The 21,746-nt window shown below is 72.7% G+C and carries 20 protein-coding genes and 1 pseudogene; 14 read left to right on the top strand and 7 right to left on the bottom strand.

Annotated features, from left to right (window positions below; genetic code table 11):
- Window positions 1-39: 39 nt before the first annotated feature.
- Entirely contained in the window at window positions 40-366 is a 327-nt protein-coding gene (locus AC5020_RS11205; protein ID WP_377792956.1) for a rhodanese-like domain-containing protein, read from the top strand.
- Window positions 367-393: 27 nt separating this feature from the next.
- On the opposite strand, the gene AC5020_RS11200 is transcribed toward AC5020_RS11205, so the two are convergent.
- Window positions 394-1,146, bottom strand: coding sequence for a CPBP family intramembrane glutamic endopeptidase (locus AC5020_RS11200; protein WP_464988379.1), 753 nt, complete (start codon window positions 1,144-1,146; stop codon window positions 394-396).
- 113 nt (window positions 1,147-1,259) lie between these two features.
- On the opposite strand from AC5020_RS11200, the gene AC5020_RS11195 reads away from it, so the two are divergent.
- On the top strand, window positions 1,260-1,985 hold the full coding sequence (locus tag AC5020_RS11195) for an SDR family oxidoreductase (RefSeq protein ID WP_464988343.1): 726 nt from the start codon (window positions 1,260-1,262) through the stop codon (window positions 1,983-1,985).
- A 66-nt stretch (window positions 1,986-2,051) separates the two neighbouring features.
- Here the strand turns inward: AC5020_RS11195 and AC5020_RS11190 are convergent, their stop codons facing one another.
- The 4 genes from AC5020_RS11190 to AC5020_RS11175 all read right to left on the bottom strand — a co-directional run bounded on the left by AC5020_RS11190 (window position 2,052) and on the right by AC5020_RS11175 (window position 5,066).
- Window positions 2,052-2,726: a DNA-3-methyladenine glycosylase gene (locus AC5020_RS11190; protein WP_464988342.1), complete on the bottom strand. Its 675-nt coding sequence runs from the start codon at window positions 2,724-2,726 to the stop codon at window positions 2,052-2,054.
- On the bottom strand, window positions 2,723-3,118 hold the full coding sequence (locus tag AC5020_RS11185; RefSeq protein ID WP_464988341.1) for a metal-sensitive transcriptional regulator: 396 nt from the start codon (window positions 3,116-3,118) through the stop codon (window positions 2,723-2,725). Before AC5020_RS11185 ends, AC5020_RS11190 begins: the two co-directional genes overlap by 4 nt.
- Window positions 3,115-4,560: an adenylosuccinate lyase gene (purB, locus tag AC5020_RS11180; protein WP_464988340.1), complete on the bottom strand. Its 1,446-nt coding sequence runs from the start codon at window positions 4,558-4,560 to the stop codon at window positions 3,115-3,117. The genes AC5020_RS11185 and purB overlap by 4 nt, the downstream gene beginning before the upstream one ends.
- Before the next feature lie 95 nt (window positions 4,561-4,655).
- Window positions 4,656-5,066 carry a phage holin family protein gene (locus AC5020_RS11175; RefSeq protein WP_464988339.1) on the bottom strand — a complete coding sequence of 137 codons (411 nt, stop codon included), beginning with the start codon at window positions 5,064-5,066 and terminating at the stop codon, window positions 4,656-4,658.
- A gap of 100 nt (window positions 5,067-5,166) precedes the next feature.
- On the opposite strand from AC5020_RS11175, the gene AC5020_RS11170 reads away from it, so the two are divergent.
- From AC5020_RS11170 to AC5020_RS11120, 11 genes are all read left to right on the top strand, one after another.
- Entirely contained in the window at window positions 5,167-6,114 is a 948-nt protein-coding gene (locus AC5020_RS11170) for an alpha/beta fold hydrolase (protein WP_464988338.1), read from the top strand.
- 16 nt (window positions 6,115-6,130) lie between these two features.
- A complete protein-coding gene (locus tag AC5020_RS11165; RefSeq protein WP_464988337.1) occupies window positions 6,131-7,222 on the top strand; it encodes a histidinol-phosphate transaminase in 1,092 nt (363 codons plus the stop codon).
- Between the two features lie 222 nt (window positions 7,223-7,444).
- The gene (locus AC5020_RS11160; protein ID WP_464988336.1) at window positions 7,445-8,773 is read left to right on the top strand and encodes an MFS transporter; all 1,329 of its coding nucleotides are present in this window, start codon (window positions 7,445-7,447) and stop codon (window positions 8,771-8,773) included.
- 65 nt (window positions 8,774-8,838) lie between these two features.
- Window positions 8,839-10,107 (top strand): Gfo/Idh/MocA family protein, encoded by a 1,269-nt coding sequence (locus tag AC5020_RS11155; protein ID WP_377792965.1) that lies wholly within the window; start codon window positions 8,839-8,841, stop codon window positions 10,105-10,107.
- A 17-nt stretch (window positions 10,108-10,124) separates the two neighbouring features.
- Window positions 10,125-11,612: a glycoside hydrolase family 3 N-terminal domain-containing protein gene (locus AC5020_RS11150; protein WP_464988335.1), complete on the top strand. Its 1,488-nt coding sequence runs from the start codon at window positions 10,125-10,127 to the stop codon at window positions 11,610-11,612.
- 92 nt (window positions 11,613-11,704) lie between these two features.
- Window positions 11,705-12,946 (top strand): thiamine pyrophosphate-dependent enzyme, encoded by a 1,242-nt coding sequence (locus AC5020_RS11145; RefSeq protein WP_464988334.1) that lies wholly within the window; start codon window positions 11,705-11,707, stop codon window positions 12,944-12,946.
- Entirely contained in the window at window positions 12,943-13,926 is a 984-nt protein-coding gene (locus AC5020_RS11140) for an alpha-ketoacid dehydrogenase subunit beta (RefSeq protein WP_464988333.1), read from the top strand. Before AC5020_RS11145 ends, AC5020_RS11140 begins: the two co-directional genes overlap by 4 nt.
- Before the next feature lie 37 nt (window positions 13,927-13,963).
- Window positions 13,964-15,523 (top strand): dihydrolipoamide acetyltransferase family protein, encoded by a 1,560-nt coding sequence (locus AC5020_RS11135; RefSeq protein ID WP_464988332.1) that lies wholly within the window; start codon window positions 13,964-13,966, stop codon window positions 15,521-15,523.
- Window positions 15,524-15,764: 241 nt separating this feature from the next.
- Window positions 15,765-16,490, top strand: a complete 726-nt coding sequence (locus tag AC5020_RS11130; protein WP_464988331.1) for a fluoride efflux transporter FluC — start codon at window positions 15,765-15,767, stop codon at window positions 16,488-16,490.
- Window positions 16,487-16,897, top strand: a complete 411-nt coding sequence (locus tag AC5020_RS11125) for a fluoride efflux transporter FluC (protein ID WP_377018269.1) — start codon at window positions 16,487-16,489, stop codon at window positions 16,895-16,897. Before AC5020_RS11130 ends, AC5020_RS11125 begins: the two co-directional genes overlap by 4 nt.
- The gene (locus AC5020_RS11120; protein WP_464988330.1) at window positions 16,894-18,672 is read left to right on the top strand and encodes a cytochrome c oxidase assembly protein; all 1,779 of its coding nucleotides are present in this window, start codon (window positions 16,894-16,896) and stop codon (window positions 18,670-18,672) included. Before AC5020_RS11125 ends, AC5020_RS11120 begins: the two co-directional genes overlap by 4 nt.
- 10 nt (window positions 18,673-18,682) lie before the next feature.
- Here the strand turns inward: AC5020_RS11120 and AC5020_RS11115 are convergent, their stop codons facing one another.
- Together AC5020_RS11115 and AC5020_RS11110 are read right to left on the bottom strand one after the other, a co-directional pair.
- The gene (locus AC5020_RS11115) at window positions 18,683-20,107 is read right to left on the bottom strand and encodes a flavin-containing monooxygenase (protein WP_464988329.1); all 1,425 of its coding nucleotides are present in this window, start codon (window positions 20,105-20,107) and stop codon (window positions 18,683-18,685) included.
- Window positions 20,108-20,259: 152 nt separating this feature from the next.
- Window positions 20,260-21,339, bottom strand: a complete 1,080-nt coding sequence (locus AC5020_RS11110) for an N-acetylglucosamine kinase (RefSeq protein ID WP_464988328.1) — start codon at window positions 21,337-21,339, stop codon at window positions 20,260-20,262.
- 194 nt (window positions 21,340-21,533) lie between these two features.
- Between AC5020_RS11110 and AC5020_RS11105 the strand changes: the two are divergent.
- Window positions 21,534-21,746 (top strand): annotated as a pseudogene (locus tag AC5020_RS11105) (2-oxo acid dehydrogenase subunit E2); the annotation flags it as partial.

Genomic DNA, 21,746 nt, shown 5'->3' with positions numbered 1-21,746 from the left:
CCCCACCGCGGCGGGGGAGCGGCTACTACGCTGGAGGTCATGAACTCCGACTCCGTCGCCCCCGCCGCCGTCCCCGAGAACGCGCACCTGATCGACGTGCGCGAGCAGTCCGAATGGGATGCGGGCCATGCCCCGAACGCGCAGCACCTGCCCGCCAGTTCCCTGCTGGAGAACCTCGACAAGATCCCGGAGGACGACTCCGAGCTGTACATCGTCTGCCGCAGCGGCGGCCGCAGCGCTCAGGTCACGCAGTGGCTGAACACCAACGGCTTCGAGGCGATCAACGTCGCCGGCGGCATGGACATGTGGTTCGAATCCGGCCTGCCCATGGAGTCCGAGGGCGACGGTGAGCCCTACGTCCTCTGAGCGCCCCGCTCAGGAAGGGTCACCCGCTCAGGTGGGGATGACGCTCTGGAGCAGGGCGTAGCCCACGAAGGCGAAGACGTCGAGCAGGGTGTGTGCGATCACCAGGGGCATGGTGCGCCGTGTGCGCCGGTAGAACTCCCCGAAGACCAGGCCCATCGCGAGGTTCGCGAGCCCCGGGCCGATGCCCTGGTAGGTGTGGTACGCACCGCGCACCAGGGCCGAGACCACGATGGTCCGCCTCGATGACCAGCCCAGTCGCTCGAGGCGATCGAAGAGATAGCCGACCATGATCACCTCTTCGAGCACGGCGTTCTTGACCGCGTGCAGCACCAGCACGGGCACTGTCCACCAGTGGGTGTCCAAGGCGGCGGGGATGACCTCGACGGTCGCCCCGAGGGCTCTGCCCACGTAGTAGATGACCAAACCCGGCAGGCCGATGCCTGCGGTCAGCGCCACGCCCCATGCCAGGTTCCGGCTCCATCGGCCCAGGTCCATGCCCAGCTCCCGCAGCGCCCGGGAGAAGGTCCCGGCGCTCAGGGTCAGCAGCAGCACCACCAGTGCGACCGGCATCAGATCGAAGAGGATCGAGAGCAGCTGGTAGAGCAGATCGACCCATGGGTTCTCCCGCAACGAGGGATTCAGCGCGGTGGACTGATCGGCCAGGGGACCGGCCGCGAGTGCCTGGGCGAGGGCGAGCAGCGAGTACACCGCGCTCTGGCCGAGGGAGAGGGCGAGGACGATCAGCACCTCTGCCCGCAGCCAGCGGGTGTTTCCGACCATGGTGTGCACAGGGCACATGCTCTCACCGCGCGGCGCGGGGCGCGGGGCGCGGGGCGCGTGGCGCGGACACAGCGCACGATCGACGGGAACGCCGCCGTGGCAGACTCGGAATCATGACGTCGACTACTGCGAATCCCGACTCCACCAGCGCGTCCCGCCCCACCGTCCTGATCACGGGCGCCTCCCGCGGCATCGGCCGGGCCGTCGCCGAGGAGCTCGCTGCCGATCACCACCTGGTCCTGGGAGGCCGCTCCCTCCGCGACCTCGAGGAGCTCGCCGCGACCTTCCCGTCCGCCGAGCCCTTCGCCGCCGACCTCACCGACTCCGCCGCCGCTGCCCGCGCCGCCGAGGCCCTCGACCTGCCCCACGGCCTGGCGGGTCTCGTCCATTCGGCCGGGATCCTGGTCCGGGGTCGCATCGAGGAGCTCACGGCCGAGGACTGGACCCGCTCCTTCACGGCCAATGTCACCGCGGTCGCCGACCTCACGCGCCTGCTGCTGCCCGCGCTGCGCACCGCCCGGGGCACGGTGGTCGCGATCAATTCCGGATCGGGGTACAACTCCGGCCCGGGCGGCAGCGCGTACGCGGCCTCGAAGTTCGCGCTGCGTGCGGTCACTGACGCCCTGCGCGCCGAGGAGCGCGAGCACGGCGTCCGGGTCAGCTCCGTCCACCCCGGGCGCACCGCTACGGACATGCAGCGTCAGCTGCGCAGCGACGAGGGCGGCGAGTACCGCGAGGACGACTACATGCGGCCCGAGACCGTCGCGGCCACCGTCGCCCTGGCGCTGCGGCTGCCGGCCGACGCCAACATCGACGAGCTCTCCGTGCGCCCCCGCTGAGGACAGCAGTTGCCGCTCGCTCGATCGCGGAAGGATCGTGCGGTGCCGGTCCGGACGCCGAACCGCTCAGGCGTTCAGCCGGCCCGGCCCGGACACGGTCGGGTCACCGGCGATGCGGTAGCGCCACGGATACAGGCCCGGATCCGAGGCCTCCTCGCGCAGCCCGATCCGCGGTCCCGCCGCGAGCCGGGGATGGGGCATGAAAGGTTCCTCGCCCGGGTGCTCGCCGTCGGCCCGGTCCGCCGGATCCACCCGCCCCAACAGGTGCACGCCGCTGCCGGGATCGCACAGATCCAGCCCGTCGTCGGCGAAGGTGATCCCGCAGGCCACGGTGGCGCGGCCCGGCCCGCGGGCGAGGTCCCGGTCGCTGCGGCACACGCCGGTGGCACGACGGCGGCGATAGGCCTCCTCGGCGCCGTCGACCACCTGGCCGGCGCGGATCAGGCACCCGGTCCCGGTGCCCTCGGCGTCGGCGACCACGTTCATGCACGAGTGCAGCCCCATGTGCCGGTACACGTACAGGTGCCCGGGCGGGCCGAACATGGTGGCATTGCGTGCGGTCCGGCCGCGGAAGGCATGGGAGCCGGGATCCTCCGCGCCGACGTAGGCCTCGACCTCGGTGATGCGCAGGGCGGTCCCGCGGCCGACGAGGACGCAGCCCAGCAGCAGCGGCGCCAGCTCCAGCACCGGCCGGTCGAAGAAGGAGCGGGGCAGAGGCGCCGGCGGACGCGTGGCGGTCACTTCATGAGCCGTTTGACGGCGCCCATGATCTCGTCCATCTTGCGATCCAGCTCCTCGGTGTCGCCGGAGTCGGCCGCGTCGTGGACGCAGTGGTGGATGTGGTCATCGACCAGGCCGAGGGCGACCGACTGCAGGGCCTTGGTCACCGCGGAGACCTGGGTCAGCACGTCGATGCAGTAGGTGTCGTCCTCGACCATGCGGTGCAGTCCGCGCACCTGACCCTCGATGAGCTTGAGCCGGCGCAGGTAGGGCGCCTTGTTGCCGTGGTACCCGGGGTCGCCGTGGGTGCCGTGGTCGCCGGGCTCGGGGGAGGGGACCTCAGCGGCGTCGACGTCGGTGGCGTCAGCTTCGTCGGCGCCTGTCGTCTCCATCGGGGTGTCGTCGGGTGTCATCGCGGCTGCCTCTCGGGCTCGGTGCCGGTGCCGCCATGGTCCTCGAGGTGGTCCACCAGCGAGGCGGCGTAGCCGGTGTAGGTGTGCGGGGACAGTGCCAGCAGGCGGTCGCGCTCGGCCTCGGGCAGGCCCAGGGTGCCGATGAACTCGCGCATCCCCGCGCCGTCCACGCGGTGGCCGCGGGTGAGATCCTTCAGCCGCTCGTAGGGGTTGTCCATGCCGGTGGCGCCCTGGACGCCGAGGGTGCGCATCACCGACTGGACGGCCTCGCCGAGCACCTCCCAGTTGTCCTCGAGGTCGGCGGCCATCGCGTCGGCGTCGACATCCAGGCCGGCCAGGCCGCGGCGCAGGTTCGAGATCGCCAGCAAGGAGTGCCCCAGCGCCGGGCCCACGTTGCGCTGGGTGGTGGAGTCGGTGAGGTCGCGCTGCAGGCGCGAGGTCACCAGCGTCTGGGACAGCGAGTCCAGCAGCGCGCCGGAGATCTCGAGGTTCGCCTCGGCGTTCTCGAACCGGATCGGGTTGACCTTGTGCGGCATCGTGGAGGAGCCGGTCCCGCCCTGGGCCGAGAGCCGCTGGCGGAAGTAGCCCAGCGAGATGTAGGTCCAGATGTCGGTGGCGAGGTTGTGCAGGATCCGTCCGGCGCGGGCGATGTCCGCGTACAGCTCGGCCTGCCAGTCGTGGGATTCGATCTGCGTGGTCAGCGGGTTCCACGTCAGCCCCAGGTGCTCGACGAAGCTGCGGGAGACCTGCTCCCAGTCGGCCGACGGCACGGCGGTGGCGTGGGCGGCATAGGTGCCGGTGGCGCCGTTGATCTTGCCCAGGATCTCGTCGGCCTCGATCCGGCGGGCCTGGCGTTCCAGCCGGTGGGCGAACACCGCGATCTCCTTGCCCAGCGTGGTGGGGGTCGCGGGCTGGCCGTGGGTGCGCGAGAGCATCGCCACCTCGGCGGTGGACCGCGCCAGCTCGGCGAGATCGCCGATGACCCCGCGCAGCGCCGGCAGCCACACCTCGCGCACGGCGCCCTGGATCATCAGCGCGTAGGAGAGGTTGTTGACGTCCTCGCTGGTGCAGTAGATGTGCACCACCTCGGCGAGCGGCTCGAGGCTGGTGCCGGTCAGGCGGCGCTTGATGTAGTACTCGATCGCCTTGACGTCGTGGACGGTCTCGCGCTCGATCTCGGCGTGCTCGGCGATGCCCTCGGCGCCGAAGTCCTCGGGGATGGCACGCAGCAGGGCGCGCTCGTCCTCGTCGAGGGAGCGCAGGCCGGGGATGACCCCGTCGTCCAGCAGGTGGATCATCCACTCGGTCTCGACCACCAGGCGGGCACGGTTCAGTGCGGCCTCGGAGAGGTGGTCGACCAGGGGCGCGGCCTGGGCGCGGTAGCGGCCGTCGAGGGGGGTCAGGGCGATCGGCGGCGTGATGTCCGCGAAAGAGTGAGCCATGGGGTCATTCTCCCAGAATCCGCGCGCACGGCTGCGGAACGTCTGGGCCATGGGAGCGCCTCGGCGAACGGGCGCCGGCGGGGCGGCCCCGGTGGTCAGTCGCGCACCTCGTAGCGGCGGTCGTCCCGCTCGCCGAGTCCGGTGACCCCCTCGACGATGGCGGAGAGGATCCCGATGATCACGCCGGCCAGCAGGGCCCACCAGAAGGTGTCGAACGTGAGGGTGAGCCCGAGCAGTCCTGAGACCCAGCTCGCCAGCAGCAGCATCAGCGTGTTGATGACCAGCTGGAACAGACCCAGGGTCACGCAGGTGATGGGGAAGGCCAGGAACGAGAGGATCGGGCGCACGATGAGGTTCAGCAGCGCCACGATCAGCGCGATCGCGCCGATGGTGAGGACCTGGGTCAGCACCGTGGCGCTGTCGTCGCCCAGATGCATGCCGGGCAGGATCAGCGCCGTGACCCACAGCGCGAGGCCGGTGACGATGATGTGTCCGATGAATCGCATGGGCCCATTGTCCGTGTCGGGGCTGGGAGGCGCATCAGGGGTATCCCCACCTCTGCGGACACAACGGCCCCGACCTGCTGCGTCGTGCCAGGATGCGGTGATGAGCATCGCATCCCAGCTGTCCTCACGACGGCCGTCGGCGCGCACGGGGCACTGGAGCGAACACACGGTGAGTGCGGCCGATGGGCGCCGTCTCCGAACCGTCTCATGCGGCGGCGGCACTGATCTGGTGGTGCTGGAGGCGGGCCTGGGTGCCGGGGCGCTCAGCTGGGGTCCGGTGATGGAACTGCTGTCCCCGCACGCCCGGACCGTCGCCTACGACCGGGCCGGGTACGGCACCTCCGATCCCGATTCCCGGCCGCGCGACCTCGCGCGGCTGGCCGAAGACCTCGTCATGCTGTGCGAGAGCTTCCCGCACGAGCGGCTGGTCCTCGTCGGGCACAGCTGGGGCGGGCCGGTGGCGCGCCTGGCGGCCATGCGCCTGATCGCGCGCGCGGCGGAGCGGGCCGAGCACGGACGCGCTCCCAGCGGCACCGAGACCGGCGCCCGGGAAGGGGCGCTCGCGGGACTGGTGCTGGTCGATCCCTCCGATGAGCACGCCGAGCCGTACTTCTCCCGCGCGGTGCGGATGCAGGTCGCCGTCCAGGGACCGACGCTGAGCGCACTGGCCCGGCTCGGCCTGCTGCGTCCTCTCATGAGGCAGCAGCTCGCCGCGCTGCCCGAGCCGTACCGCGCGGCGGCGGTCGATGCGGTCTCCACCCCTGCAGCGGCGGACACCATGCGCGCGGAGAACGCCCACGTGGTGCGGGGCCTGCGGTTCCTGCGACTGCATCCGAGCACTCCCGTCACGGCGCCGCTGACACTGCTCTCGGGTCGCCGCGCCGGCTGGTTCGAGAGGTCGATGCGCGATGACCTCTCGAACGCCCATGCCGCGACGGTCCGTGCACACCCTGCGGGTCGATTCGTCCCGGCGCACCGGTCCGGTCACCTGATCCCTCTCACCGAGCCCGAGCTGGTCGCGGAGCAGGCCCTCGCACTGCTGCCCTGAGGCTTACCCTGGCACCATGTCCGTCCAGCCCGTCGAGAACATCCGTCTGCGCCCCGCGCTCGAGGCCCTGCCCGCCTACGTCGCAGGCAGACCGGCCGGTGACGACGGCCGACGCCGCTTCAAGGCGTCCTCGAACGAGTCGCCCTTCCCGCCGCTGCCGGCCGTGCGGGACGCGGTCCTCGCCGCGATGGACGAGGCCAACCGGTACCCGGACATGGCCGCCTATGCACTGCGCGAGGCGCTCGGCGCCAAGCACGGCGTGGACCCGTCCCAGATCGCGCTGTCGACCGGCTCGGTGGCCGTCAGCGGCGACCTGGTGCGCGCCCTCGTGGGCGAGGGCGACGAGGTCGTCTACGCCTGGCGCTCCTTCGAGGCCTACCCGATCCTGGTCGGCTCCCACGGCGGCACCCCCGTCCAGGTGCCGCTGACGACCGACCACGAGCACGACCTCGAGTCGATGGCCGCCGCCGTCACCGACCGCACCCGCCTGGTGATCCTGTGCACCCCGAACAACCCCACCGGCCCCTCGCTGTCGACCGAACAGATCGAAGGCTTCCTCGCCCGCGTGCCAGACCACGTCGTCGTCGCGATCGACGAGGCTTACCGCGAGTTCCACGACCCGGCGACCGTGGCGGGAACGGCCGGGATCTTCCGCCGCCACGGCAACGTGGTGCTGCTGCGCACCTTCTCCAAGATGCAGGGCCTGGCGGGGCTGCGCATCGGCTATGCCGTGGCCCACCCGCGCCTGGCCCGTGCGCTGGGCCAGGTCACCGTCCCGTTCGGCGCGAGCGCCCCGGCGCAGGTGGCGGCCCTGGCGAGCCTGCAGCCGGGCGTGCAGGCGGAGCTGGACCAGCGCGCGGCCTGGATCCGCGAGGAGCGCTCCCGCCTCGTCGCGGCGCTCGTCGGGCAGGGCTGGCAGCTGCCGAGGTCGCAGGGCAACTTCGTCTACTTCCCGCTGGGGGAGGACAGCCCCGCATTCGCCGCCTTCGCCGAGGAGCGTGGGCTGGTGCTGCGCGGCTACGGCACCGACGGGGTGCGCGCCACGATCTCCGAGCAGGAGGCCAACGACCTGCTCATCGAGGTCGCCGGGCAGTGGCCGCAGCGCTGAGGACCACGACGGTCCCGGCCGCCAGATCGTGCGGCCCCCGGCCGCTGCCGCGCAGGCTCATCACGGCGAAGACACCGATGACGGCATAGGTGAGCGCGGCGAGCATGATCGCATCGCCTGAGCCGTGGCAAGCGGAGGCCACGGCTCAGGCGTGCAGTCCGGCCACGGGTAATGTCGGAGCCGAGGAAGCACGAGCCTCGCGAGCAGGAAAGAACGGTGATCATGGGCGCCCGCGCCGTCGACAGCAGCACACTCGGCGGCCCCCGCGCCTACATCGTCTGGGGCGCGGCCCTGGTCGCCTACGCGATCGCGGTCCTGCAGCGCACCACGATGGGTGTCTCCGGGCTGGAGGCGACCGAGCGCTTCGGCACCTCCGCCACCATCGTCTCCACCTTCGTCGTCCTCCAGCTGCTGGTCTACGCCCTCGCCCAGGTCCCGGCCGGGCTGCTGCTGGACCGCTACGGCTCCCGCGTCACCCTCACCGCCGGAGCGGTGCTGATGGCCACCGGGCAGCTCGTGATCGCCCAGACCGACACCGTCGCCCTCGCGATCCTCGCCCGCGTGGTGGTGGGGGCCGGCGACGCGCTGACCTTCTCCAGCGCCGTGCGCCTGGTGCCCGCCTGGTTCCCCGCGGGCCGCGTCCCGATCCTCACCCAGCTCACCGGCATCCTCGGCCAGGTCGGGCAGATCGCCTCCGCGGTCCCCTTCGTGGCGGTGCTGACCGTCGCCAGCTGGAGCACGGCCTTCAGCGCCGCGGCCGGTGTCAGCGGCTGCGCGGCCCTGCTCGCCCTGCTCGTGGTGCGTGCGAGCCCGCCGGGCATCCCGCGCCCCCGCCAGAAGCAGAACCTCGCGCGGATCCCGCTGGTCATCGGCCGCATCATCCGCCACCCCGCCACGCAGCTCGGCTTCTGCACGCACTTCACCGCCGGGTTCACCGGCATCGCCTTCTCGATGATGTGGGGCTATCCGTACCTCACCGCCGGCGAGGGCCTCAGCCGGCCGGCGGCGTCCGCGGTGATGACGGTGCTGGTGGTGGTCTCCATCATCGGGGGACCGGTGATCGGAGCCCTGACCCAGCGCCACCCGCTGCGCCGCTCCTCCCTGGTGCTGCTGATCCTGGGCACGATCGCGGTACCGCTGACGGCCCTGGTGCTGTGGCCCGGTCCCGCCCCGATCTGGCTGCTGCTGGTGCTGGTGGCCGGCTTCTCCATCGGCGGGCCCGCCAGCTCCGTCGGCTTCGACTTCCCCCGCACCGATCTGGCCCGTCACCGCCTCGGCACCGCCACCGGGATGGTGATCATGGGCGGCTTCTCCGGCGGTCTGATCGCCATCCTGCTGATCGGCATGATCCTCGACCTGCTGCGGCCCGACGGGAACTACGACCTGGCGGCGTTCCGCATCGCCTTCGCCGTCCAGATCCCGATGCTCCTGGTGGGTACCGCGGGCATGCTCATCACCCGGCGCAATCTCCGGCGCCGGATGGCTGCCCGCGGCGAGGTGGTGCCGCCATGGCGGGAAGTGTGGCGCAACGGCCGCTGGCGCCGGCTGTGACCGCTTGCCGCGGCTGAGCGCCGTGCCGTAGCGTTCCCTCCGACACTTAATTTCAAGGAGGAAGTATGTCTTTCAGTCTCGGCATCGTCGGGATCGGACAGTTCGGCAAGCACTTCGCGGAACTGTTCGCGGCCCATCCCGAGATCGACGAGCTGTACGCCGTCGACGCGATCCCGGAGCGGATCGACGCCGTCGAAGCCCGCGGCGTGCACTTCGCCGGACGCTTCGAGACCTTCGAGGACCTGCTGGCCTCCGACGTCGACGCGGTCGCGATCTTCACCCAGCGCTGGACCCATGGCGAGCACGCCCTGGCCGCGCTGCGCGCCGGCAAGCATGTCTACTCGGCGGTGCCGATGGCGATCGCGGAGGACGAGATCCGCCAGATCACCGAGGAGGTCCGGCGCACGGGCCTGGTCTACATGATGGGGGAGACCAGCCAGTACAACTCGGCAGTGGTCCTCGCCCGGCGGCTGCATCGCAGCGGAGTCTTCGGCGAGGTGTTCTACGCCGAGGGCGACTACGTCCACGACATGGACCTGGGCTTCTACGACGCCTACAAGTACTCCGGCGGCGAGGGCTGGAAGGCCACCGCCTCCTACCCGCCCCTGCTGTACCCCACCCACTCCATCGGCGGCATCCTCGGCGTGCTCGAGAACCACGCGGTCTCGGTCTCGGCGATCGGCCGGCCCGACACCCGCGGCGACGGCGTCTTCGACAAGGACGTCTCGATGTTCGACAACGACGTCTCCAACGCCTTCGCGCTGTTCGAGATGGACAACGGCGGCGCCTTCCGCACCAACGAGCTGCGGCGCGTGGGCTACCCCTCGCACCTGCGCGAGTCGCGCTTCCGCTTCTTCGGCGAGGCCTCCTCGTTCGAGGAGACGATCGACGTCACCTACTGGCACGACAAGGAACGCGTGCTGGACGTGAGCGACGCGATCCGCACCGCGGCGACCATGAGCCTGGACGATCCCCGCCTGGCCGACGTCTCCCCGGCCCTGCGCGATGCCTTCGTCGCCGGATCCTCCCCGGCCCACCACCAGTCGCGGCTGCCCGAGCAGTTCCACGGCATGCCCAACGGGCACGAGGGCGCCCACCACTTCCTGGTCGACGACTTCGCGCGCGCCGTGGTCGACGGCATGCAGCCCGCCGTCAACGCCTGGCAGGCCGCCCGGTACACCCTGCCCGGCGTCATCGCTCACCAGTCGATGAACAACGGCGGCGAGCGGCTGCCGATCGCCGACCTCGGGGACTGCCCGCTGCCCGTGCAGGATCTCGACGCCGACCAGGAGCCTCTGGATGTCGCCGCCCTGGAGCGGCTGATCGAGAGCTGAGCGCGCACAATGGCTCCATGACGAGCACTCCGGCGGCCGGGCACTGGGACAGCGACGCTCTCGGCGTGCTGATGGCGCCGTTGACCGGCACCCAGCTGCCGGAGTGGATGGGCGAGGTGCTCGAGGCGGGCCTGGCCTCGGTGATCCTGTTCGGGCACAACACCCCGGACCCCGAGACCGCGGCCGCCCTGTCCCGGTCCGTCCACGCCCGCTCGGCGGACTGCGTGGTGGCGATCGACGAGGAGGGCGGGGGCGTCACCCGCCTCCAGGCGGCCACCGGCTCCTCGCTGCCGACGGCCTGGGCGCTCGGCGAGGTCGACGATCCGGAGCTGACCCGCCACGCCGGCAGCGCCCTGGGCGACATCCTGGCCGCCTGCGACATCGACCTCGATCTGGCGCCGGTCCTGGACGTCTCCACCGACCCGGCCAACCCCGTCATCGGCACCCGAGCCTTCAGCGACGACCCGGACCGGGTCGCCGCCCACGCCCAGGCGTTCGCCGCAGGCCTGATCGAGTCCGGGCTCGGCACCTGCGCCAAGCACTTCCCCGGTCACGGCGCCACCGCCACGGACTCCCACACCGCCCTGCCCCTGATCGACCTGGACCGCGAGGAGTTCACGCGCGATCATCTCGCGCCGTGGTCCATCGCGCCGTGGCTGGATGCCGTGATGACCGCGCACGTGCTGGTCCCCTCCCTCGGGGAAGGGCCCGCCTCGATCTCGTCCTGGTCGCGCCCCGAGCTGGACCGCGCCGTCAGCGGCACCTTCCACGGCCTCGTGATCACCGATGCCCTCGACATGGCCGCGGTGGCCGGCACCGTCGGCTACGGCGAGGCCGCGGTGCGCGCCGCCGAGGCCGGGGCCGACCTGCTGTGCCTGGGCACCTCCATCCGGCGCGACGACCGGCACATGCTGCGCGAGGCGCACGACGCCCTGGTGGCGGCCGTCGCCGACGGGCGGCTGAGCCGCGAGAGCCTGCATGCGCGGGCCGAGGGCACCCGGGCGCAGTGCCGCCGTCTGCGCACCCGCCGCCGATTCGTCCCCGCTCCCGAACTGCCCGCTGCGCTCGCTCACGCCGACGCACTGGGCTCCGACGCCGCCGCCCGCGCCGTCCGCGGCCGCCACGCCCACCTGGACCTGCGCCCAGTGCTGGTGGCGGACCTCCGTGCCCGCGCCGATCACGCCTCCGGGGCCCGGGCTCCGCAATTGATCCAGGCACTCGCCGAGCAGGGAGTGCAGGCCACCGTGCCGGACTATCCGGGCCAGGATGCCCAGAGCCACCAGCTGACCTCGGCTCCGCAGGTCCTCGCACTGACCCGGCTGCCCCGCAGCGACCCCGACGAGGGGGCGCGCCTCAGCGCACTGCTGGCGCGCCGGCCCGACGCGATCGTGGTCCACACCGGTGTGCCCGACGCCGCCCCGGACCATCGCCGCCTGGTCCTCGCCCACGGCGCCGGCCGCACCATGATGCGCGCCGCCGTCGACCTCCTGCTGCGCGGGCGGTGAGCACGCGACCTCAACTCACCCCTGGGGCCGCGACATCCGCTGTGACCAGCGGATCTTTATTCCCTACGGCACCGTAGGTTACGCTCCCCGGCGTGAGTGTGTTCGCAACGACCATCCCCTCCGTCGCGGAGCAGGAGCCGATGATCCAGCTCCTCGCGCCCGACGGCACCCGCACCCCCCACGACGAGATGGACGCCGTGCTCGCCGGCCACGGCGGCTCGGCGTCAGGCGGTGCCGCATCCGGCGACGGGGACGACCTGGCCACCCCGGAGCGCCTGCGCGGCTACTACCGCGACATGGTGATGATCCGCGCCGCCGACCTCGAGGCCACCAGCCTCCAGCGCCAGGGCCAGCTCGGGCTCTGGGCCAGCGCCCTGGGCCAGGAGGCCGCCCAGATCGGCGCCGGCCACGCCTCCCGCGAGCAGGACTACCTGGTGCCGACCTACCGCGAGCACGGCATCGCCTGGGCCCGCGGCATCGAGCCGTGGCGCCTGCTGGAGCTCTACCGCGGCATCAGCCACGGCGGCTGGGACCCCAACGAGCTGCGCACCCACCCGTACATGATCGTCCTCGGCGCGCAGGCCCCCCACGCGGTCGGCTACGCCATGGGCCTGCAGCGCGATGGCGTCGTCGGCACCGGGGACACCGCGACCGACACTTCGGTGCTCGCCCTGTTCGGTGACGGCGCCTCCAGCGAGGGCGAGGTCGCCGAGTCCTTCACCTTCGCCGCCTCGTTCCAGGCCCCGGTCGTCTTCTACACCCAGAACAACCAGTGGGCCATCTCCGTGCCCGCCGCGGTGCAGTCCCGAGTGCCGCTGGCCCAGCGCTCCCGCGGCTGGGGTATCCCCTCGGTGCGGGTCGACGGCAATGACGTGCTCGCCGTGCTCGCCACCGTCCGCTCCGCGATGGACGCCGCCCGGGCAGGGGAGGGGCCGCGCTTCATCGAGGCTGTCACCTACCGCATGGCAGCCCACACCACCAGCGACGATGCCTCCCGGTACCGCCCCGCCTCCGAGGAGGAGGAGTGGGCAGCGAAGGACCCGATCCTGCGGCTGCGCCGTCACCTCGAACAGCTCGGCGAGATCGACGAGGACTTCATCGCCCGCTGCGACCAGGAGGCGCACGACCTCGCCATGCAGCTGCACCACCACATCCACGGGATGGAGGACCCGGACCCGGTGGGCATGTTCGACCACGCCTACGCCGAGCCCCACCCGATCGTCGACGCCGAGCGCGAGGCCTACCTCGAGTACATCTCCCAGTTCGAGGACGAGGGCGAGGAGGGGGGTCCAGCAGGCGAGGGCGCGGATCAGACCGGAGGGGCGCACCGATGAGCAGCACGAACCTTCCGATCGCGAAGGCCATCACCGCCGGGCTGCGCGACGCCATGCGCGCCGACGAGCGGGTGATGATGATGGGCGAGGACATCGGCATCCTCGGCGGCGTCTTCCGCGTCACCGACGGACTGCACGCCGAATTCGGCTCCCAGCGCGTGGTGGACACCCCGTTGGCCGAGGCCGGCATCGTCGGCACCGCCGTCGGCCTCGCCGTGCGCGGCTACCGACCGGTGCTCGAGATCCAGTTCGACGGGTTCGTCTACCCGGCGTTCAACCAGATCACCACGCAGGTCGCGAAGATGCACAACCGCACCCTGGGCCGGGTGAAGATGCCGATCGTCATCCGCATCCCCCACGGCGGCGGGATCGGCGCGGTCGAGCACCACTCCGAGAGCCCCGAGGCGCTGTTCGCCCCCACTGCCGGGCTGCGGATTCTGGCACCGGCGAACGCGCAGGACGCGTACTGGATGACCCGCCAGGCGATCGAGTGCGAGGACCCGGTGATCATGCTCGAGCCCAAGCGGCGCTACTGGGTCAAGGGCGACGTCGACCCCGACCATCGCCCCGAGCTGACCCCGTGGCAGGCCGCGGTGGTCCGCCCCGGGACCGACGCCACCCTGCTCGCCTGGGGACCGAGCATGCCGCTGGCCCTCGAGAGCGCCCAGGCCGCGGCCGAGGACGGGATCGAGCTCGAGGTGATCGACGCCCGGTCGCTGTCCCCGATCGACGTCCCCACCATCGCCGCCTCGGTCAAGCGCACCGGGCGACTGCTGATCGTGCACGAGGCCCCCGTGCTCGGCGGCCTCGGCGGCGAGATCGCCGCCCGCATCAGCGAGGAGTGCTTCTACCACCTCGAGGCGCCCGTGCTGCGCGTGGGCGGCTACCACCTGCCCTATCCGCCGGCGCGCATGGAGCACGCCTTCCTGCCCGACCTCGACCGGGTGCTCGACGGCGTGGACCGTCTGCTCGAGCACTGACGGCAGCGCCCGTCGCCCGCGTGAAAGGATTCCTGCCATGAGCTCGTCCTCGCAGTCCTCGTCCTCCGGGTCGTCCGCGGCCTCGTCCTCGATCGTCCGGATCCCCCTCACCGACCCCGGCGAGGGCCTGACCGAGGGCGAGATCATCGACATCAAGGTCGCCGTCGGCGACACCATCGCCATCAACGATCCCGTGGCCGAGGTGGAGACCGCCAAGAGCGCGGTCGAGCTGCCCAGCCATGTCTCCGGCACCGTCACCGCGATCCTGGTCTCGGTCGGCGACGAGGTCCCCGTCGGCACCGACCTGATCGAGGTCGACACCGCCGGCGGGCCGGCCCCGTCGGCACCGGGCGCGGATCAGGCTGCCGGGCAGCCCGCCCCGGCCGATGCGCCCGAGGCGGCCGCCGATGCCCCTGCTGCCGAGGCGGCCGCCGAGAGCGTGCAGACCGCGGCCGAGGTGGCACCCCAGCAGGAGCCTGCCGACGCGGCCGGAGGCGCCGGGGCTGCCGAGGGCGCTCCGGCGACGCCCGCCGAGGAGGAACCCAAGAACCTGGTCGGCTACGGTGCCTCCGCCTCCCCGCAGCGCCGTCGCCGCCGCCGCGCCGCCCAGCAGGACGAGGCGCAGGTGCCCATCGACCGCATCCTCGCCAAGCCGCCCGTGCGCAAGCTCGCCCGGGATCTCGGCATCGCCCTGGCCGACGTGTTCGCCACCGGGCCCGACGGGACGGTCACCCGCGCCGACGTGCTCGCCGCCCAGCAGCGCGCCATGTCCGGCGAGGGCCCCTCCGGGCACGACGGGCACTACTTCCCCGAGGAGTCCCCGCAGGTGCCCGAGGGGCTCGGCGGCGCCATGAAGTCCACCCGCGATCAGTCGTTCACCCAGGTCAGCAGTGACGAGCGCACCACCCGGGTGCCGATCCGCTCGGTGCGCAAGCGCACCGCCGAGGCGATGGTGGCCTCCGCCTTCACCGCCCCGCACGTGACCGTGTTCAACGAGATCGACATGACCCGGACCGCGCAGATCATCGCGGACCTCAAGAGCTCGAGGGAGTGGGCCGACGTCAAGGTCAGCCCCTTGGTCGTGGTCGCGAAAGCCCTGCTTGTGGCGATCCGCCGCAATCCCGAGGTCAACGCCTCGTGGGACGAGAAGAACCAGGAGATCGTCTACAAGCACTTCGTGAACCTGGGGATCGCCGCCGCCACCCCGCGCGGGCTCATCGTGCCCAACGTCAAGGACGCGCACCTGATGACGCTGCGCGAGCTGGCCGAGGCGATCGATGACCTGGCCAAGACCGCGAGGGCCGGGCGCACCTCCCTGTCGGACACTCGTGAGGGCACCATCACCATCACCAACTTCGGTGTGTTCGGGATCGATTCCGGCACCCCGATCCTGAACCCGGGGGAGTCGGTGATCCTCGGCGTCGGCGCCATCAAGGAGAAGCCCTGGATGGTCGACGGGCAGATCGTGCCGCGCAAGATCGCCCAGCTCGCCCTGAGCTTCGACCACCGCCTGATCGACGGCGCCCTCGGCGCCGAGCTGCTGCGCGACATCTCCGCCGTGCTGGAGGACCCCGCCCTGGGCCTGGTATGGGGTTGATCGACGACCGGCGAGCCCGGGGTCGTCGGCGAGCTTGCGAGTCGGCGGCACCGGGTGAGCGGGAGGAGATCAACCGATGGGGCGGAGGGTTGATCGACGACCGGCGAGCCCGGGGTCGTCGGCGAGCTTGCGAGTCGGCGGCACCGGGTGAGCGGGAGGAGATCAGCCGAGAGAGCGGAGCGTCGAGCGTCGAGCCCGCACCCTGGGACCGGGGCGCCCCGCGCGTCGGTACCCTGATCCGGTGACTTCGAGCCCTGATCCGCAGCCGCCCGCGTCGCGGCGCGATGACCCGCGGATGCAGACGGCGGAGATGGCCGCGCTGGGTTTCGAGGGCGCGGACGAGTGGGAGACCGAGTCCGAGACCATCGGGTCGGGCCCGGTGGACGTGCCCTGGGCGTGGTGGAAGATCGCGCTGATGGTCGCCGCAGGCGGTGCGCTGGGGTCGATGCTGCGCTTCGTCATCACGATCCTGGCGCCGACCGTCACCACCCCCACCCTGGTCGAGGTGCCCTGGGCGACGTTCTGGGTCAACGCGATCGGCTGCCTCGCCCTGGGGGCGCTGACGGGGGTGCTGGAAGTGCGCCGGGCCGGTCCGTGGGTCCAGCCGCTGCTGGGCACCGGACTGTGCGGCGGATTCACCACCATGTCCACCGTGGTCCTCGAGGGCTCTGCCATGATCGGCGCCGACTTCCCCCTCAAGGCCTTCGGCTACGCCCTGCTCACCGTGGTCGTGTGCCTCGGCGCGGTGGTGATCGGCATGCTCGCCGGGCGCCGCATCGCGCAGCGGACGGCTGAGCGTTCGAGAGACCAGCGGGACGCGAGGGGCCAGCGGGGCACGAGAGATCAGGAGGGCTCGAGGGTCCAGCGGGGCTCGAGGCGCCAGCGAGGCCAGCGGCGCTCGCGCGCTCAGCGGGATGAGGCAGGGGCCGACGGGACCGCGTCCACGGACGAGGGGAGCGCCACATGAACGCCGGCACCTTCTTGCTGGGCATGCTGCTGGTCAGCCTCGGCGGTGCGGCAGGCTCCGTGCTGCGATGGGGCGTGCGGGAGTACGGACTGCGCTGGGCGGCCGGTCGCAGCAGCGGAGCCGAGGAACGCGTCCGGCCCTGGCTCACCTTCGCCGTCAACGTCGTGGCCTGCTTCCTGCTCGGCCTCATCGTCGCCCGGCTCGGCGCCGCCACCGGTCCCGCCGAACTCGCGTACCTGCTGCTCGCGGCCGGGGTCTGCGCCGGCCTCTCCACACTCTCGACCGCCGCGGTCGACGTGGTCGATCTGATCCGCCGGGGCCGCATCGCCATGAGCGTCGCCTACTTCCTGCTGAGCATCGGCGCCGGTATGGCCGCCCTGTGGTCGGGCCTGGTGATCGCCTCGTGAGCACGCTCTCCGCACGGCGACCGTCTGCGCTGGTCGTCGCGATCCTCCTCGGTGCGCTCGCCGTGCTGGCCGTGATCTCGGTCCTCGCGGCCGGTGCCGCCGGCGGCGGCAACCTCGTGCTGCGCGGCGCCGGGGCGATGGCACGCGCCGGAGCGCCGGTCTCCGCGATGCTCGCGGACCTCGCGGCGGCCGTGACCCTGGGTGGTGCCGTCGTCGCCGGCTGGCTGCTGCACGCGGAGGCCGACCGCGCCCGAGTCATGACCGCGGTCGCCGTCGCGGCCGGTATCACCACGCTCGCCCGAGGCACCTCCCTCGCCTTCTCCTACGCCGTGGCCACGGGGCAGGCCGTCGGGTCGGTGCGCTTCGGCTCCGACCTCGAGGTGTTCCTGGCCACCGACCTCGGCGTCTGGCTGGTCAGCGCCCTGGTGATCGCCGCGGCCGCCACGACGATCGCGGTCGCCGGCACCTCTCGCGGCATCGCCCGGACAGTTGCCGTCGCGGCCGGGCTGGTCGCCTTCGCCAGCGCGATGACCGGCCACGCCGGGGGCGGGCAGAACCATGAGGTGGCCACCTCCACGATGCTCATCCATCTGCTGGCCGTCGGGATCTGGCTGGGCGGACTGGCGGTGCTGCAGCTGCTGCCGTCCACCGCCCGGGACGATGCGACCGTGGTGCGCGGCTTCTCCCATCTGGCGCTGATCTGCTGGATCGCTCTGGCGGTCAGCGGGGTGTGGGCGCTGTCGGTGCGCATGAACGCTCCCTCGGAGGTTCTCACCAGCGCGTATGTGCAGCTGGGGCTGGCCAAGGCCGTCCTGCTGGTGGCCCTCGGCGGGCTCGGCGTGATCCAGCGCCGCCAGCTCGCCACGGGTTTCGCGGCCGAGGGCCCGGGGCACCGTGCGGCCGGCATCTATCGTCGGCTGGCCGTTCTCGAGCTCGCGCTGATGGGTCTGGCCGTGGCGATCGCCGCGGCCATGAGCTCCTCGCCGCCGCCGGCCGCCGAGGGCATCCCGCCGGCGGGCCCGGCCGGGATCCTCACCGGCTACCCCCTGCCTCCGGCCCCGGACCTGGGCACGGTCCTCACCGCGTGGCGCCCCGCGCCGTTCGGCATGATGCTCGCCTGCGTGCTGCTGCTGGTGTGGTGGCGGCCGCGCGGCCCGCAGCGGACGCGGAGCGCGAGCATCCGTCTGGTGCTGGGAGCGGTCGTGCTGGTAGTGCTGACCAGCGGCCCGCTGAACGTGTACAGCAAGGTGCTGGTCTCCGCGCACCTGCTGCAGCACGTGCTGCTGCTGGCGGTCGCTGGCGTGCTGCTGGGCACCGCGCTGGCGGTTCCTGCCCGGATGCGGAGGGCACTCAGCGGCCGACATTGGCTCGCCGCGTTGGTGGCGGGCGCGCCGGTGGCCCTGCTCGCGGGCGTCTATGCCGGGCCGCAGCTGCGGATCGCCCTGGAAGGACACGCCGGGCACCTGGTGCTGCAGGTTCTGGCACTGACCGGCGGTGCGGTGGTGACCTTCGCGGTGCGCAGCCTCGCGGGGGTCCGGGCAAGGATCCTCGTGATCGCCGTTCCGCTGGCGCTCGCGGTCGCCGGGGCAGTGGTGCTGCTCAGCACCGACACGCTGATCGCGGCGAGCTGGTTCGGGGCCACCGGGCGCCGGTGGTGGCCCGACGCCCTGGCCGATCAGCAGCGCGGCGGGATCGCCGTCGCGGTCGTGTCCCTCGCGGCCGCTGCCGTCGCGGCGCTCGCCGTGCGCCGTCCTGCGTCGCAGCGATCACGCTGACCCGCGAGGGTCACTCGAACAGGTCACGCACCGTGCGCAGGCGGGCCAGCAGGGTCTCGCGGTCCGCCGCCGGCACCAGCTTCTCACCCTCCCCGCCCGAGGAGATCCCGGCCGAGCGGGCACGCACGCGGTTCGCGCCGAGCACGCCGCCGATCCGCCCGAGCAGACCGGCGTCGCCGGTGGCGCGGGCGGTGGCCACCGCGTTCTCCGAGCCGGCGCGCAGGCGCTGGAAGTCCTGGAGCGCGGGCGAGCCCTCGCGGGCGGCATGCAGCAGGTAGGCGGCGATATCGGCCTGCTGGACCAGGACCGGCAGCATCCCGCCGGGGCCGCGCTGCTGGCCGAGGACCACCAGGTCGTCGCGGCCACGGGGGAACGCACCGAGGAACAGATCGAGGTCACCGCCGGCGGTGCGCGGCACGACGTCCTCGGGCAGGTGGCCCGCGCCGGATTCGTAGCCGGTCGCGAGCACGATCAGGTCCGGGGCGAAGTCGCCGTGGGCGGCGGGACCGCCATGACCGGCGAGGGTGAGGGTGCCGTTGTGGGCGATCCCGGCGATCTCGCCGACGGGAGTGATGCGGCCCTCGCGCACGCGATCGAGCACCTCGTCGGAGACGATCACGGTGTCCTCCAGCAGCGGCGCGGCCGGGCGCGGGAGGCCGACGTCGGCCGGGTTGCCCACGCGGCGGCCGATCACGGCTTCGGCGATCTTCTCGTTCAGGGCTCCGAGCACGGCCGGCTCACGGGCGGCGGCCACGTCGCCCGGGACGCCCCCGATGCGGCGAGGGACGACCCAGTGCCCGGTGCGCACCGACCAGCCGACCTCGAGGGCCCGGCGCGCGGCATCGACCGCGATGTCCGCCGCGGACTGCCCGGAGCCGACGACCAGCACCCGCTGGCCTTCCAGCCCGTCGGGCCCGGTCCAGTCCTTGGAGTGGATGACCCTGATGGAGGAGGGCACCTCGGCCGCCCAGGCGGGGCGGTGCGGGCGCTCGGAGATGCCGTGGGCGGAGACCACGGCGCGGTAGATCATGATCTCGCCGGTGGAGAGCTCGACCTGCCACACGTTGTCCTCGAAGGGGCGGGCGTAGCGCACCTCGACGCCGGGGCGGAAGTGCTCGGTCAGCTGGTGGCGGGCCGCGTAGGCGCGCAGGTACTTCGCCATGTGCGCCGGCCGCAGGTACTCGGGGAAGGAGACCGGCTGCAGCATGTCCTCGTACTGCGTGAACTCGCGCGAGGAGATCATCTCCATCGCCGGCCAGATCGGGGTGTCCTCGCGCTCCTCGTTCCAGATCCCGCCGACGTGCTTGGCGCGGTCGACCAGGTCGAAGGGGAGATCCAGCGCCTTCAGCGCCGCGGCGGCCGCCAGGCCGGCCGGGCCGGCGCCGATGACCAGCACCTTCTCGCGGGTGGGGATCTCGTCGTGGAGCTCGGGCATCGGGAAGAGCCTTCCGAGTCGGGTGGCGCGCGGCGACCGGGACGGACCCGGCCACCGGTCTCAGCGGCGGGCAGACGCTGGCCATCCTAGTCGTCCGCCGCGGGCGGCACGGCCGCGGCGGAGCGAGCGGGTGGGAGCCGGTGGGCCCGTGCTCACGGTTCGAGGGAGGCGGCTTTCTCCCGAGCCAGCAGCAGGGCCCCGGGCAGGCCCGTGGTGACGGCGCAGAAGGGGCGGCCGTCGGACTGCAGGCCCGTGACGACCTCGTCGTGGATCGGGCCCGGGGTGGCCAGCACCGAGCCGGCCAGCACCACGGGCAGGGCGGCCTCGGCGTCCAGGGCGCGCACGGTGTCCATGACGTGCCTGATCGCGGTGTCGAGGATGTCGCGGGCAGCCGGGTCCTCGGGGACGGTCGCCGGCAGCTGCGCGAACCGGCCGAGGGCGGCGGGGGCCCCGGCGGGCAGCTGCTCGTCCAGGGCCCGGATGAGGTCCTGGCGCGGATCACCGGTGGGGGAGGGCGGGATCAGCCCGTCCCGCAGATCCAGCTCGAGCATGTCGCCGACCTGCTCCGTCAGCAGCGTGCGACGGCCGCGGCCGTCGATATCGGCGGCGACCGCCTGCAGGGTTCGCCGGCCCAGCCAGACGGCGGAACCGATGTCGCCGAGGAGCCAGCCCATCCCGTCGCGCCGGGCCACCGGCTCGCGATCGCGGAAGCGGACCGCGACCGCGCCCGTGCCGGCGAGCACGAGCAGTCCGTCATCGCCCACGTCCCCGGCGAGGAAGGCGGTGTGCAGGTCATCGGTGATCAGCACCCGGTCCGAGGCGATGCCGAGGGCAGCCACGCGCTCGCCGACGGAGCGGCGCACGTCCTCGGCCCGGGCCGGTCCGGCACCGGAGATCCCCAGCGCGAGGGCGGCGACCTCCGGCGCGCGGCCGAGCTGCTGATGGCCGCGCTCCAGCACCTCGCGGATCGTGCCGGTGAGGTGGTCCAGGGCTGCCGCCCCGGACGAGCGCAGGTTCGCGCCCGGTCCCTCCGCCTCGGCGAGCACGTCGGGCCCCGGCGCGGAGGGATCGAGGCGAGCGAGGACGACACGCGATGTGGTCGCCCCGATGTCCCCGGCGAGGACCGCGCGCGACGGTGCGGGGCCGGACGCTCCTGCGCCGGATGATGCAGGGCCGGACGCTCCAGCAGCGGACGCTCCAGCGCCGGACGGTGCAGAGATGTCGGCGTCCATGGCGATGCTCCCTCGGTCGTTCCCCGCGCGGTCGGACCCCATCGTAGGGCGGCGTGCGGGGCCCGGTGCCCCCGGTGGACGTGCACCGACCGGTGCAGGGACCCGGGCCGGTTCAGAGGTGCCGGCCGGCCAGGACCCCGCGCCCCACCCCCGCCCCCCGCGGCACCCCCCGCACCACCCCCCCCCCCCCCCCCCCCCGGCGCGTGCTCGCGAAAGCCCTGCTTGTGGCGATCCGCCGCAATCCCGAGGTCAACGTCTCGTGGGACGAGAAGAACCAGGAGATCGTCTACAAGCACTTCGTGAACCTGGGGATCGCCGCCGCCACCCCGCGCGGGCTCATCGTGCCCAACGTCAAGGACGCGCACCTGATGACGCCGCGCGAGCTGGCCGAGGCGATCGATGACCTG

It is taken from the genome of Brachybacterium sp. SYSU DS0246 (assembly GCF_059391765.1).
The sequence above is the reverse complement of the archived record's forward strand: the minus strand, read 5'-3'. Positions and strand labels throughout refer to the sequence as shown.